The 14,631-nt window shown below is 52.9% G+C and carries 15 protein-coding genes; 7 read left to right on the plus strand and 8 right to left on the minus strand.

Translation table 11 applies throughout. The features are described 5' to 3' along the window. The first annotated feature begins 15 nt into the window (after nt 1–15). Nucleotides 16–1,140, plus strand: a complete 1,125-nt coding sequence (locus EVJ34_RS11380) for a DUF418 domain-containing protein (RefSeq protein WP_131485694.1) — start codon at nt 16–18, stop codon at nt 1,138–1,140. A 46-nt stretch (nt 1,141–1,186) separates the two neighbouring features. On the opposite strand, the gene EVJ34_RS11385 is transcribed toward EVJ34_RS11380, so the two are convergent. The 5 genes from EVJ34_RS11385 to EVJ34_RS11400 all read right to left on the minus strand — a co-directional run bounded on the left by EVJ34_RS11385 (nt 1,187) and on the right by EVJ34_RS11400 (nt 4,004). Continuing rightward, entirely contained in the window at nt 1,187–2,116 is a 930-nt protein-coding gene (locus tag EVJ34_RS11385; protein WP_131434658.1) for a manganese-dependent inorganic pyrophosphatase, read from the minus strand. Between the two features lie 97 nt (nt 2,117–2,213). Beyond that, on the minus strand, nt 2,214–2,351 hold the full coding sequence (locus EVJ34_RS15830) for a hypothetical protein (RefSeq protein ID WP_021068076.1): 138 nt from the start codon (nt 2,349–2,351) through the stop codon (nt 2,214–2,216). A 96-nt stretch (nt 2,352–2,447) separates the two neighbouring features. Further along, nucleotides 2,448–2,732 carry a HesB/YadR/YfhF family protein gene (locus EVJ34_RS11390; protein WP_131434656.1) on the minus strand — a complete coding sequence of 95 codons (285 nt, stop codon included), beginning with the start codon at nt 2,730–2,732 and terminating at the stop codon, nt 2,448–2,450. A gap of 67 nt (nt 2,733–2,799) precedes the next feature. Continuing rightward, complete coding sequence (locus tag EVJ34_RS11395) at nt 2,800–3,759, minus strand: LacI family DNA-binding transcriptional regulator (RefSeq protein ID WP_131485695.1); 960 nt, start codon at nt 3,757–3,759, stop codon at nt 2,800–2,802. Nucleotides 3,760–3,770: 11 nt separating this feature from the next. Continuing rightward, the gene (locus EVJ34_RS11400) at nt 3,771–4,004 is read right to left on the minus strand and encodes a hypothetical protein (protein ID WP_131485696.1); all 234 of its coding nucleotides are present in this window, start codon (nt 4,002–4,004) and stop codon (nt 3,771–3,773) included. A 236-nt stretch (nt 4,005–4,240) separates the two neighbouring features. Here EVJ34_RS11400 and EVJ34_RS11405 point away from each other — a divergent pair, with 236 nt between their 5' ends. From EVJ34_RS11405 to EVJ34_RS11420, 4 genes are all read left to right on the plus strand, one after another. Continuing rightward, the gene (locus tag EVJ34_RS11405) at nt 4,241–5,530 is read left to right on the plus strand and encodes an NCS2 family permease (protein ID WP_131434651.1); all 1,290 of its coding nucleotides are present in this window, start codon (nt 4,241–4,243) and stop codon (nt 5,528–5,530) included. A 239-nt stretch (nt 5,531–5,769) separates the two neighbouring features. Beyond that, complete coding sequence (locus tag EVJ34_RS11410; RefSeq protein ID WP_131434836.1) at nt 5,770–6,507, plus strand: (Fe-S)-binding protein; 738 nt, start codon at nt 5,770–5,772, stop codon at nt 6,505–6,507. Between the two features lie 2 nt (nt 6,508–6,509). Beyond that, the gene (locus tag EVJ34_RS11415; protein ID WP_483297330.1) at nt 6,510–7,913 is read left to right on the plus strand and encodes a LutB/LldF family L-lactate oxidation iron-sulfur protein; all 1,404 of its coding nucleotides are present in this window, start codon (nt 6,510–6,512) and stop codon (nt 7,911–7,913) included. After that, nucleotides 7,910–8,605: a LutC/YkgG family protein gene (locus tag EVJ34_RS11420; protein ID WP_131485698.1), complete on the plus strand. Its 696-nt coding sequence runs from the start codon at nt 7,910–7,912 to the stop codon at nt 8,603–8,605. The genes EVJ34_RS11415 and EVJ34_RS11420 overlap by 4 nt, the downstream gene beginning before the upstream one ends. Before the next feature lie 48 nt (nt 8,606–8,653). On the opposite strand, the gene EVJ34_RS11425 is transcribed toward EVJ34_RS11420, so the two are convergent. Together EVJ34_RS11425 and EVJ34_RS11430 are read right to left on the minus strand one after the other, a co-directional pair. Continuing rightward, complete coding sequence (locus EVJ34_RS11425; RefSeq protein WP_131485699.1) at nt 8,654–9,679, minus strand: DUF4097 family beta strand repeat-containing protein; 1,026 nt, start codon at nt 9,677–9,679, stop codon at nt 8,654–8,656. Next, a complete protein-coding gene (locus EVJ34_RS11430; protein WP_131434643.1) occupies nt 9,676–9,996 on the minus strand; it encodes a PadR family transcriptional regulator in 321 nt (106 codons plus the stop codon). The genes EVJ34_RS11425 and EVJ34_RS11430 overlap by 4 nt, the downstream gene beginning before the upstream one ends. A gap of 190 nt (nt 9,997–10,186) precedes the next feature. Here EVJ34_RS11430 and EVJ34_RS11435 point away from each other — a divergent pair, with 190 nt between their 5' ends. Beyond that, nucleotides 10,187–12,142, plus strand: coding sequence for a HAMP domain-containing sensor histidine kinase (locus tag EVJ34_RS11435; protein ID WP_131485700.1), 1,956 nt, complete (start codon nt 10,187–10,189; stop codon nt 12,140–12,142). A 41-nt stretch (nt 12,143–12,183) separates the two neighbouring features. Here the strand turns inward: EVJ34_RS11435 and EVJ34_RS11440 are convergent, their stop codons facing one another. Continuing rightward, nucleotides 12,184–12,981 carry a glucose 1-dehydrogenase gene (locus tag EVJ34_RS11440; RefSeq protein ID WP_131434639.1) on the minus strand — a complete coding sequence of 266 codons (798 nt, stop codon included), beginning with the start codon at nt 12,979–12,981 and terminating at the stop codon, nt 12,184–12,186. A gap of 190 nt (nt 12,982–13,171) precedes the next feature. On the opposite strand from EVJ34_RS11440, the gene EVJ34_RS11445 reads away from it, so the two are divergent. Beyond that, nucleotides 13,172–14,494 (plus strand): hemolysin family protein, encoded by a 1,323-nt coding sequence (locus tag EVJ34_RS11445; protein ID WP_236636700.1) that lies wholly within the window; start codon nt 13,172–13,174, stop codon nt 14,492–14,494. Nucleotides 14,495–14,631 lie beyond the last annotated feature (137 nt).

Below are 14,631 nucleotides of genomic sequence, written 5' to 3' on the forward strand. Positions count from 1 at the left end.
TAGAGGAAGTGGCGTATGGCTGGCCCGATTCAATTAAATGAACGCATTGTTCTATATGACATCATTCGAGGGTTTGCCCTGTGCGGCATCTTCCTCGTCAACATCCCAAGCATGCTCGGGAGCGACTGGATTTTCGGTAATCCGATATATGAAGGAAGCGACCTCTTCGTCAGGACGCTGTTCGATTTGTTCGTCCAGACGAAGTTTTACACGATCTTCTCGCTCTTGTTCGGAATCGGCTTCTCGATTTTCCTCGAGCGCTCGTACGCGCGCGGGGATTCGGTCGGCCGTTATATCCGCCGCATCGCCATTTTGTTTCTATTCGGACTCGCTCACCTGGCCATTTGGTCGGGTGACATCTTACATACGTATGCGATGTGGGGCTTGTTGCTCCCGTTGTTTTATGGATTAAGCAACCGGGCGATTTTAACGTGGGCATGGGGTTTGTTGATCACAAGCTATGTATTGTTTTATGGCTCATCAATCTATCTGGAATGGGCGTTAGGTTATACGTCTATTGCAGGACCATTCCCGACCGCATTCAATTTCGGATTCGGACCCTGGTTCGACTATCGCTTGGATAATGAGATTTTTGACATGTTCCAAAACTCGTTGTTCGCCGGTTTTGAAATCTTCAGCCTGTTTTTGTTCGGACTTTATATCGGACGTGAACGGAAACTCCTCACGTGGAGTATCCGAGGATTGACGCGGACGGCCATCATCTGTACGGTAGCGGCCCTGCCGTTCTTCGCAGTCATTATTTGGCATCACTACGGTGGCGGTGCCGAGTACTCGGCGACGAACTCTGCGGCCGTCCTCGTCTCCGGCAAACTGCTCGCGACGACGTACGTCTGTCTCTTTACGATTGCCGTCCGTAACGGGCGCGCATTCCGTCCGTTGCAGGCGCTCGGCCGTATGGCACTGACGAACTATTTGACGCACACGCTCGTCGTCGTCATCCCGGTCATCGCCCTCGGCTACTACGGTCGCCTGTCGTTGACGGAAGGATTGTTCTTGAGTATCGCGATTTTGATCGCCCAAGCGTTCTTCTCGATGTGGTGGCTGAAATCGCATCGATACGGTCCGTTCGAGAAATTATGGCGCATCGGAACGTATGGACGACAAAAACAAGCATCTTAACCACAAAAAAAGGCTCGAAGCGTCTGCTTCGGGCCTTTCTCGTTTCTTAGTTCGTCGCCGCTGCTGTGAGCACCGGTACGATTTGCTTTTTGCGTGAAACGACACCAGGAAGTGTCGCCAGACCATCGACCAATTTGACGTTGAACGCCTGCTCGAATAGGTCCGTCTTCTTACCGACAACGAGAACCTCCGAGTCGTTCGTCAAGATGTTCGTGATGGCGAAGACGAACAAGTCGAGCTCTTTATCTAACATCTTGATTGCCATCGCCGATTCAACAGCGTCTTTACGACTCAACACATCGTTTGCGTCGACCGTGTTCACTTGAGCAATCTCAATGCGGTAGTCGCCCATCGCAAACTCTTTCGCGTCGAGCGAGATGAGTTCTGGGATTGTTTTTTGGCTAAGATCCGCTCCCGCTTTCAACATCTCAAGACCGTATGTCTCGATGTCTGTGCCCGAGATGGCTGCGAGTTCTTTTGCCGCCTTGATGTCCTCGTCCGTGCACGTCGGTGACTTGAACAAGAGCGAGTCCGAGATAATGGCCGATAGCATCAATCCTGCCATGTCAGGCGCGATTTCGACACCGTGCTCTTTATAGAGTTTGAGCAAGATCGTTGCCGTACAACCGACCGGCTCCGCACGGTAATAGAGCGCATCCGCTGTTTGGAAGTTGGCGATCCGGTGGTGGTCGACGACTTCGAGGATACGCACGTCTGCGATGTCTTCCGCGCTTTGTTGGAACTCGTTATGGTCGACCAAGATGACAGATTCTACTTCGTCTGACACGCGTTCTACGAGGCGCGGTGCTTTGACACGGAAGTGGTCGAGCGCATATTGCGTCTCTCCGTTCACTTCGCCGAGTCGAACCGCTTCAGCGTCCATCCCTAACTTTTTCTTCAGCTCCGCGTAAGCGAGCGCCGAACAAATCGTATCCGTGTCTGGATTTTTATGTCCGAAGACTAGTACTGTACTCATGATACATTCTCCTCACTATGATAGTTTTCCCTTATCCATTATACCGTCTCTACTCATTCTTTCAATTCCCAAACAAAAAAGAGCCAGCAAGGGCTCTTTATGCTTGTTCGTCTTCGTCCGTCTCTTCGAGGTCCGAATGATCGCCTTTTGAATCTTCTTCATGCGAAATATCCGGTTGGTCTCGTTTTAACTTCTCTTGTTCTTCTTGTTCACGTTTTTTATCTTGTTCTGACATCTGTCTCATCCTTTCGGTACTGAGTCTTGTCGTAGACTGTTCCCTGAGCGCGCTCTAGCCAAACAGATGTCTCTCATCCGTAAACAAACTGTCATATCAGTCGGCTTGAACGAAGACGACCTCGTCACCGCGGATTTCGACGTTGACGTCTTGTCCTTGGAATAACCACTCGTCCTGTTCAGCCACGACGAAGCGAATGCCGTCCGCTTCCGTTTCAACGGCCGCGTTGTCGATGTCTTCTGTGATGACGCCCACCGAGAAACCGTGCGTCAAATCGGTCGAACCCCCATATTTGGCGAATAGGCGCACCGTCTGGCCTGCCTCGACCTCCATCTCATCTTTGAAAAACTGGAGTGCTTCATCTGTCACGTTAATCTTCATCTGTCATCCTCCTCTCGACTTCTGTCTTCATTCTAATCGTTTCAGAAAAACCGAGCGAGGAAGTTGCCTAGAGCGTCGTACCTGGTAAGTAGGTGACCGTCAAACTGTTCGTGATAGAAGTGGCCCCGTTCATCTCTTCGAACGTCACATCGAACAACGTCCGGCCGATGTCCTCGTTTGGCGAATACATCGTTGATAACCCGAACGCCTGACCGATCGGATGGCCATCGAAGCCGAGGATGGCGACTTCATCCGGGATGCGGACACAGCGACGGCGCAACTCTCCTAAAAAACCAAGCGCCACATAATCTGACGAGAAAAAGAGCGCTCGAGGACGCTCTTGTTGACGCAGAAATTCATCGGCAAGCCGGATTCCGTCCTCGCTCGTCAAGTAGCCGGTCCAGACCCATCGCTCACGCGCAAGTTCGACTTCATCGAAGTACGCTTGCTGACGCGCGATGGAGCTTGGACTGTCTTGTCGTGACAACACGATGCCGATTTCAATATATCCAGCTTGCGCCAGCACATTTAAACCGGCGACGAAGGCGGCATAGTGATCGACGTGAACCGAAGAAATCGTCTCTGGTGCCCCGACGGTCGCGACCGCGATTGGGCCGAACTGCCGATACATTTCCATTTCATCGAATGACATCGTATGGGATAACAGAATCGCCCCATCGACTTCACGGTGCTTCAATAAATCAAGCGCTTGCCGTTCTTGGTCGAGTTGATACTCGGTCTGCCACATGACGAGTCGGTAATCTCTTTGGAGGGCAGCTTTCGCGAGCCCGTTGACGAACAGTCCATAATACGGATGATCCAAATACGGCAACACGACGACGAAACGCTGCGTGCGACCGGTCGATAACGTCAGCGCCTGCTGATTCCGTAAATAGCCGAGTTCGGCCATCGCCTGTCGCACCCGTTCCCGCTTCTCTTTCGACACGTACGGGTGCTCATTGAGCACGCGCGACACCGTCGTCACGGATACGTCTGCGTATTTTGCGATATCTCGAATGTTCGCCATCTCGTTTCACCTCAATCTGTCAGTCTTTGCATATAGTGTACCCACTCTGCCTCCTGACTGTCACCTTTCGCAATCACTTGTTTCCGGATGGCTTGGACGAGACGAAACCGTTCTTCGATTGGTAAATGAAGAAACTCGTCTTGGAAACGGGCGCACAACATTCTTCCGAGCGGCGTATACAACTGATTGATGACGAGTTCGTAGACGACCCCACCGCACCATGTTTTCCACGTTGTCGGATTCATGAGCAATCCCTCCTTTGACTTAACCGTACAGTCTGAAACGCGTTTCAGAGCAAGTACTATTTTCATTTCGTCTAATTCCGAACATTCAATAGTCAAATAATAAAATTTCAGGTTTTTTCGTTCGAAATCATTGACGATAGCCGCTTCATTTTGTATAGTCATCAGGTTGATAACGTTTATTCAACGATTAACGAATAATAATGTTCGGAAATTAAATAGATTAGGGAGTTTTATTCATGAACTTTTTTCAATTAAAACAACATGGAACGAACGTTAAACAAGAAGTGATGGCGGGTATCACAACGTTCGTGACGATGGCGTACATCTCTGTCGTCAACCCGGCAATTCTGTCAGATGCCGGCATCCCGTTCGCCCAGGCGTTCACGGCGACCATCATCGCCATCTTGATCGGTACCGGGCTCATGGCGTTCTACGCCAACCTTCCGATTGCCGTCGCCCCAGGGATGGGACTGAACGCGTTCTTCGCGTATACGCTCGTCGCCCAGCAACAGATCACGCCGTCCGCAGCGCTCGGCGTCGTCTTCGTGTCGTCGGTCTTCTTCTTGATTTTGTCGTTGTCACCGATTCGGACGAAACTGATTCAAGCGATCCCGGCGTCACTCAAGCACGCAATCACGACCGGCATCGGCTTGTTCATCGCCTCGCTCGGGTTGAAGTTATCAGGTCTCATCGTCGCCGATGAGGCGAATCTCGTTCGTCTTGGGGACTTATCGTCGCCAAGCGTCCTGCTCGTCCTCGGTGGGTTGATCGTCTCGGCCCTCTTGTTCTCACGGAACGTCCCGGGCTCACTCCTCATCGGGATGGTACTCACGGGCATCGCGGCCTATTTCATGGGTCTATTGAAGATTGAAGGCGTGACGGCGATGCCGACGTTGCCGGAAGGACTCATGGTCAATCCGCTCACGGCGTTCTCGGACGTCATCCAATACGGTTTGTTCGGTGCCGTCTTGTCGTTCTTCCTCGTCACGTTGTTCGATACGACGGGGACGCTCGTCGGAGTCGGAAAACAGGCCAACCTGTTGAAAGAAGATGGGACGATCGAGAACGGGCACCGCGCATTGTTCGCCGATTCACTCGCGACGATGGGTGGTTCGCTCGTAGGAACGAGCCCGTCGACGGCTTACATTGAATCAGCTGCCGGTGTCGCTCAAGGTGGACGGACCGGTCTCACGACAGCGGTCGTTGCCGGTTTGTTCGGATTGACGTTGTTCTTCAGTCCGCTCATTGGTGCCATCTCTGGCGTTGCTGCCATCACGGCACCGGCCTTGATCATCGTCGGCGCGCTCATGTTGACGAACGTCCGTTACATCGACTGGACCGACTTCAGCGAATACTTCCCGGCGTTCATGACGATTCTCATCATGCCGCTCTCAGGCAGTATCGAACGCGGAATCGCTTTTGGGTTCATCCTGTATCCGATTTTTAAAGCGATGAACAAAGAGACGGTCCACCCGCTCATCTACTTGTTCGGCGCGCTATTCATACTGGAAATGTTTTTCTTATAAGTTAGATTCGAACCCTCGTCGACCGACGAGGGTTTTTCTGTTATCAAGCAGGGTAATGCTGTTTTATAGCAGTTGTCTTCTGAATATTGATTCATTATCATTCCGTTCTCAATTAGACAGGATTTGACAATTTTTTGAGAGAATCGTTCCATTTTTCTGTTTTGACCTTGTTTGTTATGGAATAATAACTGTGAAACCGTTTTCGAATTTGACTAATGAACAGGAAAGAAGGAATGGACATGCCTAACGTGGCGCTGTTCGTCACTTGTCTCTCTGATACGTTATTCCCATCGGTAGGACAAGCGACGGTCGAACTATTAGAACATCTCGGTTGTGACGTCAGTTTTCCGTTTGAGCAAACATGTTGCGGGCAGCCCGCCTACAACAGTGGCTACCATGAAGAGACGAAAAAGATTGCGAAGCATATGATTGAGACGTTCGAGAAGGCGGATGCCGAGTACATCGTCGGTCCGTCCGGCTCGTGTGTCATGATGATGCGCGACTATCCACATCTATTTAAAGATGATCCCGCTTGGAAGGCGCGGGCCGAGGCTCATGCGGCGAAGACGTTCGAGTTGACGCAGTTCATCGTCGACGTACTTGAAGTGACGGACGTCGGGGCCAAGTTTCCGGCCAAGGCGACATATCACGCTTCGTGCCATATGACACGGTTGCTTGGGATCGAGGCGGCTCCAGGCCAGTTGCTCAAAAATGTCGACGGCTTGACGATGCTCCCGCTCGACAACGTCCATAACTGTTGCGGCTTCGGGGGAACGTTCTCCGTCAAAATGCCAGATGTGTCGGTGCAGATGGTCGATGAGAAAGTCGAGTCGATCTTGAACTCGGGGGCCGAGGTGTTGATTGGGGCTGACGCGTCGTGTCTGATGAATATCGGGGGGCGTCTGCATAAACAAGGGCACCCAATCAAAGTGATGCATATCGCGGAAGTGTTGAACGAAGGGGTGAGACAAGCATGAGTATGGGGATTCGGTTAGATGAGAAGTTTCAGGATCGACGCAAAGACGGAATCGACAATCCGTTCATGCGTCAGGCTGTCAGTTCGGCGCAAAACCGTCTGCGTGACGGTCGTTTAAACGCGGCAGGTGAACTCGGGGATTGGGAAGCGTTCCGGGACCATTCGGAAGAGATTCGCCAACACGTGCTCGAACATCTCGACTATTACTTATATCAATTGAGCGAGAACATCTCGAAACGAGGTGGCAACGTCTTCTTCGCCGAGACACCGGAAGAAGCGAACCGCTATATCCGGGAAGTCGTGCGCGCTAAGAATGCCAAACACGTCGTCAAATCAAAGTCGATGGTGACAGAAGAGATTGGCTTGAACGAGGCGCTCCATGAGGAAGGTTGCACGGTCGTCGAGTCCGACCTCGGGGAATGGATCCTTCAACTCGATAATGACCCGCCGTCGCATATCGTCGCCCCGGCCCTCCATAAAGACCGGAACGCCGTCCACGAGACGTTCACAGCCCACGGCTACGAAGGATCGAACGACCCGACCGAGCTCGGGCGCTATGCACGCCGTGAGTTGCGGAAAGACTTTTTGAAAGCGGAGGTCGGCATCACCGGCTGTAACTTCGCCATCGCCGAGAGCGGTGCCGTCGGGCTCGTGACGAACGAAGGGAACGGCCGCATGGTGACGTCGCTTCCGGACACGGTCATTTCCGTCATGGGGATGGAACGGATCGTCCCGTCATACGAGGAGTTCGAGGTGCTCGTCAATATGTTGTGCCGGAGCGCTGTCGGTCAACGACTCACCTCGTACATCACGACGTTCGCTGGCACGCGCGGCCACGGCGAAGTCGATGGACCCGAGGAGTTCCATCTCGTCATCGTCGACAACAAACGTTCCGGCATCCTCGGCACACAGTTCCAATCTGTGCTCCAATGCATCCGTTGTGCGGCCTGTATTAACGTCTGTCCCGTGTACCGCCACATCGGCGGTCATGCCTACGGCTCGATTTATCCGGGTCCGATCGGCGCTGTGCTCGCCCCGCTCCTCGACGGCTACGAGAATTATAAAGAGTTGCCGTACGCCTCGAGTCTATGCGGTGCCTGTACGGAAGCCTGCCCGGTCAAGATTCCGCTCCACGAGCTATTGATCGAACATCGCCGTGTCATCGTCGAAGAGAGAAAACAGTCACCGTTCGTCGAGCGCATCGCCATGAAAGGCTTCGCGGTCACGTCGTCGAGTCCGTTCTTGTTCGAAGCGGCCGAACACATCGCGCCGTTCGCATCGTCCCCGTTCACGAAAGCGGGACAAATCGACAAAGGGTTGCCGGCGTGGACGGATTCGAAAAACTTGCCACAACCCGCCAAGCAGACGGTACGGGATTGGTTCAAGAAACGGGGGAATGCAAAATGAATCCAGGAACGATCACCAATCGCGAAGATTTTCTAAAACGAATCGCGGGACAGCTCGGACGTGACGTCGACTTGACGCCGCCGAAACGCGTTTACAAGCACCGACCGCAAGACGAGGTGTTGAAGGACGCCTCTGATGAGGAGCTGCTCGAGACGTTCCGGATGGTCGCGACGCGCATCCACACCGACGTCATCGAATGCGAATCCGCCAACCTCGACGATACGCTCCGGCTGTTGATTGAACGGTATGACGGGAGCACCATCATCGCCGAACATGACGATCGCATTCAGGCGTGGGCGCCACAGACGAGTGAGTCATTCGACTGGTGGGATGCGGAGCGGCCGGAAGACAGCCGTGCCCTCGCCGTAAAGGCGGATATCGGCATCACCATCGCCGATCAGGCGCTCGCTGAGAGTGCGACCATCGTCCAATACGCGGCTCCTGGGAAGTCACGCACGATCAGCTTATTGCCCCGCGACCATATCGCCATCATCCCGAAATCGGTGCTCGTGCCGCGGATGACACAGGCAGCTAAAAAATTAGCCGAACTTGACCGCACCGGTGACCTCAACTCGCCGAACGGCGTTAATTTCATCTCCGGCCCATCGAACTCGGCCGATATCGAGATGAATTTGATTGTCGGGGTGCACGGACCAGTCCGTGTCGCCTACTTGCTCGTCCACGATTTGTAAACCAAAAGACTCGCACGTGAATGGCTCACGCGCGAGTCTTTTTATTGCTTATTCGACGGTGATACTCCCGTTCGAGCTCGTCAGTTTGAGTTCGACCGTTCCGTCTCCGAACGTCCGCTCGTTCGCCCGATCGCCGAACAACTCGACTTTGCCGTTTCTTGTCTTCGCCCGGATGACGGCGTCACGCGGATCTCGATTCAGACGCACATCGATGCGCCCGTTGTTCGTTTTCAGACGGACCGGTTGCTCGAGCACATCGATGACACAGTCGATGCGTCCGTTCGATGTCTTCGCCTCGACTGCCCCTGTCACGTCATGGATATCGAGACGGCCGTTCGACGACTGAACCTCGAGACGATCCACAGTCGAGCCAAGAACTTCCACGCGTCCGTTCGAAGATTGCGCGTCAAGGTCCTGGCCTGTCATCGACGTGAGACTGACTTTCCCGTTCGAAGAGCGGAACGAGCCTCGCTTGGCGCTAACGGTATGGGCCGTGATGGTCCCGTTCTCGCTCTCAACTTCGATCGATGCGGCCTCGAGATTGCGCACATCACAGGAGCCGAGACGATTTTTCAAGACGACTTGCTCATATGCATGGCGTGGTAGCTCGACGTGTAACACCGGTGCCTTTGTCACTGCCCAGGCGAACAAGTTCGACAGACCGAACCGGCGCTCTGATTCGATTCGAATCTCCAGGGTGTCCCCGACAATCTCCATCGTCACCCCGTGATCTCGTTCTGTCTCAAGCGTCGCGTAGGCAAAACCGTCATCAGATGGAACGACTTTGACGTGCGCTTGCAGGACGTTGATGGAGACGTTACGGAACGCCACGTTTGGACTTTTCACCATAGCCGGTTCTTTACGCTCTTCAATGAGTGGCTCGACCGTGCCGAGTAACTCATTCGCAAGCGCATCCGGCGTCCCGAGCTCTTCGACCATCGCAGCGTCACTTTTCCCATCGAGTCGCCCGCTCGCAAAGTACTCCGACACATCCCGTAAAATATCGACCCGGTCGATGACGCTCATCCCCATCAGCAACCGTTCGAGTTCCAATAAATACTGCTCTTCTGTCATTTGTCCGTTCCCCCTTCGATCAATTCGTTGACGCCGGTCGTGAACACCTCCCACTCCGCGCGCAATTCCGCCAAATGGCCCTTCCCTTGCTCCGTGATCGCGTAATACTTCCGCGGTGGTCCTTCTGCCGACTCTTTTAAGTACGTCGTGAAGTATCCGTCTGACGTGAGGCGCCTGAGGAGCGGATAGACGGCCCCTTCCGAGATGGCGACTTTCGCCGAAATGGCTTGCACGAGCTCATAGCCGTAGCGATCATGTGTCTCGACAAGTGCGAGCACGCACAAGTTGAGCACGCCTTTCTTAAATTGAGGATTCATTCCCTCGCCTCCTCTACTATATATTAAACAATAGCTTATCATTCACTATTATTCAATAAATAATAGTGAATTTCCGCATATTTCTTGATTGGTGGAAACAACTGGTTCAAATCTGTACAATGAAAGAACGACACTCGCAGGATATTTGTCACAGTAGGAATGTACGCAGTTCCGGGAAGGACCGGTCTTTATGAAAGCATGGATTGACCAGCGGATCGGAAGACAGTTTTTATTCGTCTTCTATTTATTCATCGGACTGATCCTCCTGACCTCGCTCGCCGTCTATATGTATACGGAAAACCGAATCGAGCAGACGACGTCATCGCTCGAGAACATTAGCGAACGGCGCACGAACGCGACCGAGCTATTCGAGACATGGCAGTCGATGCAATATGAAATGCGCGGGTACGTCATCCTCGGCGACGAGGCGATGCTCGCCCGCGTCAAAGATAAACAAGAATTGATTGAAACGCAGACCGCCTGGTTCGAGACGAACGCGGTCACGGAAAAAGAAAAAACGTATGCCAGTGACGCCCGGACGCTCTTCTCGGCCTATCAACAACGCGTCATGCCGAGCCTTGAGCGTTACGTCGTCGCCAAACGCGAAGGAACGGTCACCGAACCGTTCTTGAAAATGCCGACGCTCGGTAAAGTGAATCCGCAAGCGGAACCACCTGCTGAGCGCAAATTCAAGATCAACTCGAAAAGTGCGGCTGACATGAGCGCGAGCATCGTCGACATGGAGACGGTGTTCACGGAATATCGCAACTCGTTGAACGAAGAAGAGAATCAGCTACGCGAACAACTGGCCACACATACGAAGTGGGCCCAAGTGTTATGGCTCCTCTCACTCCTAGCGGTCTTGCTCGTCCTCTTTATCGCCGCCCGACCTTACGTCCAACGCCTGACCGGTCAACTTCATGAGCTGATCATCAACAGTGATCGATTGGCGGATGAACGGATCATTCCGATTCCAGCGGCCGTATCTTCGCGAAACGAGGTCGGACAATTGACGAACTCCTTCCGTCAAATGGCCTCTTCGCTTGCGACACAACGCAACCAAGTCGAGGAAGAACGCGAGAAAACGGCGCGGCTCCTGCACTCCATTCGTGATGCAGTTATTTATGTGGAGCATACGACACATGAGAAGTTCGCCAACCAGGCCCTCTTCATCATGTTCAATCAAGCCGCCACGAAACGGAACGAGATGGACTTGTACCGCTTGGACGCCGATTTAGAAGAACTCGGTCTTCAAGTCGATCAGAAAGACTCGTTCTTCTCATTCATGCGCCGTGCATTTGAGGGCGAGAGCATGGAAGAAAGCGTGACGTTCTCGATGAATCAAGACGCACGATTCATCCAGATGTACGCGGAGAAAATCCATTTGCGCGGCACCCGGCACGGCACGATGCTCGTCTTCCGGGACGTGACACAAGAGACCGAGGTCGACCGATTGAAGACAGAGCTCGTATCGACCGTGTCGCATGAACTGCGCACACCGCTCACGAGCATCATCGGCTTCACCGAGCTGTTGCGTTATCGAACGATGCCTGCCGAACGCACCGATCAATATTTAGGGATGATTCACCAAGAGACGCTACGTCTCGAGGACTTGATTTCAAACTTATTGGACGTGCAACGGATGGAGTCCGGCAAACAGACGTACCATAGCCAACCGGAGAGCCTGCATGAGATCTTGAAAGAGACGATTGCCGTCCACCAAGGCGCGAGCGAACATCATCAGCTCGCCCTCGAATGTGACACAAATCTCTATGTATATGGTGACCGAGATCGGCTCAGTCAGCTGTTCACGAACTTGCTCCACAATGCGATCAAGTACTCGCCGGATGGCGGGAAAGTGGCCGTCTGCGTTACAAATGACAAGTCCGACGTCATTGAAATTTCAATCCAGGATACAGGCATCGGGATTCCGATGGCGGCGTTACCGAAACTGTTCGACAAGTTTTATCGTGTCGACAATTCGGCCAGCCGTAAAATCGGCGGCACGGGCCTCGGCCTCGCCATCTGTAAAGAGATTGCTGAAGGGCACGGCGGCTCGATTCGAGTCGATTCTAGCGTTGGCCATGGCTCGACGTTCACGATTATCTTGCCAAAGTATAGTATGGAAGACCAGATGAGCAGCTAACGAACAAGGGAGGACTCGCGTAAAGCGAGCCCTCCCTTTCGTCATTGTACTTTATTTTCAGGACCGAAAGCCGGGTACAGCGATAGCCCGCCATCCGCGAAAATCGTCGCGCCTGTGACATACGACGACTCGTCAGAAGCAAGCCAGGCCGCCACGGCCGCAATCTGTTCAGGACGCCCGATCTCATGCGTCGGGATGAGTGCCTCGAGTCCTTTCTTCTCTTCCGGGTCTTGCATTGTCTCTTCGTTGATCGGTGTGTCGATCGCACCCGGCGCGATGCCGTTGACACGAATCTTGTTCGGTGCGTACTCGAGCGCGACCGATTTCGTGAACATCTTGACGCCACCTTTACTCGCCGCATAATGCGTATAGCCAGGACGCGGGATCACTTCGTGCACCGAGGACATGTTGATGATGTTTCCTTGAATTTCATGCTCGACGAAGTACTTGAGGGCGGCCCGCACGCCAAGGAACGTTCCGGTCAAGTTCGTGTCGATGATTTTCTTCCAGTTGTCGAGTTCCATCTCATGCGTTTTCGCTTCGACTTGCACGCCTGCGTTGTTGACGAAGATGTCCATCTTTCCGAACTCGGACACGGCCGTCTCAATCATCTTCTCAGCGAGCCCTTCTTCCGCGACGTCACCTTTCACCGCGACCGCCTTACCGCCAGCCTCCTCGATGCCTTGGATGACTTTGTTCATCTCGTCTTCGCTGCTTCGATAGTTCAGGACGACATGGACCCCTTCTTTCGCGTAGCGCTCGGCAATCGCTCGACCGAGTCCTTTCGAACTGCCGGTGATGACTGCGACTTTACCTTGTAACTCTGGATAGTTCGCCATATGAATTCCTCCTTCGTCTCTTCTCGATTTGTACTTCCCTCATTCCCCTCTTCGTGAAACCTTTTAGGCTGTTTTTTGAATATTTGTGTCAAATCTACTATACTGAAACAAACTATTCGTTTTCAGGGATTCTCCTGAACGCATATAACTTACTCTAATGGAGGTGACTCCCCGATTTTTGGGGGAATTTTTGGACAGTCCCATGTTATTCAGCTTATTGATCGTCGCCCTGCTCATTTTCATGACCGCCTTTTTTGTAGCGGCTGAATTCTCAATCGTCAAAGTGCGCGGCGCCCGTCTTGACCAACTCGTACTCGAGGGAAACAAACGGGCCTCTGTCGCCAAAAAGGTAATTGAAAACCTTGACGACTCGCTGTCGGCTTCACAGTTCGGCATCACGCTCGCCGCCCTCGGTCTCGGTTGGATCGGTGCGGATCAAATCGAAGGGATGATTCAACCGCTTGTCGACAGCTTGAACGTATCATCGTCGCTCGCGACCGTCCTGTCCTTTTTGATCGCCTTTTTACTGATCGCCTTCTTGCACGTCGTCATCGGTGAACTTGTCCCGAAGACCCTCGCCGTGCATGAAGCCGAGCGCTTGACACTGCTCGTCGCCCGACCCCTTTATTTCTTCACCAAACTACTGTATCCGTTCATCCACGTGCTAAACGGCACGGCCCGCCTGACACTTCGACTGTTCGGCGTACAGACGACGGCACAAGAGACGGCGCACTCGGAAGAAGAACTGAAAATCATTATGACCGAGAGTTTCCGAAGTGGAGAAATTAACGAGAATGAGCTCGCCTACGTTCAAAATATCTTCTCTTTCGACGAACGTGTCGCAAAAGATGCGATGGTCCCACGAATGAATATGGTGACCATCGATGAAGAAGACCCGATCGAGATGATTATCGCTACCGTCCAAGAGCACCAATATACACGTTATCCGGTCACACGTGACGGTGACCGTGACGATGTGCTTGGCTTTATTAACGCCAAACAGTTATTCACGGCCCAACTCGTCAAGAGCGACGCCCCGTTCGAATCGTTCATCCATCAACTCCCGCTCGTGACGGAGTTCACGCCGCTCCAAGAGGCGATGGTGAAAATGCAAAACGCTCGAACGATGATGTGTCTCGTCATCGACGAGTACGGAGGCACGGCCGGTCTCCTCACGATTGAAGACATCCTAGAGGAAATCGTCGGAGAGATTCGAGATGAGTTCGACCGCGACGAGCAGGCTGAAATCACCGAGGTCACACCCGGCCATTATCGCCTGTCTGGCCTCGTCTTAACGCAAGAGATTGAAGAACGGTTCGGCATCGAGATTGAGGATGACGTCGATACGATCGGCGGCTTCGTCTTGTCACAAAAAGCGAATGCACGCACTGGCGAACGCTTCATATTGCCGGGCGAACACGAGTTGATCGTCCGTGAAATCGACAATCACCGCATCGTTTTCGTCGACTTGATTTTAGCTCATAAAGACGAGATTCAACCTAAACTCGACTGACCGATTTGACCGCCCTCCCCGAATTTTCGGGGAGGGCTTTTCGTGGGCCGTTCGAAGTGTCGCTATATTTTCAAGCCTTGTCGTGATATACTGCACATATGTTGCTTATTTGAGTGCGTGTCACTCATTGACACAAC

Origin of the sequence: Exiguobacterium sp. SL-9 (assembly GCF_004336985.1) — a bacterium.
In the GTDB taxonomy this organism is placed as follows: domain Bacteria; phylum Bacillota; class Bacilli; order Exiguobacteriales; family Exiguobacteriaceae; genus Exiguobacterium.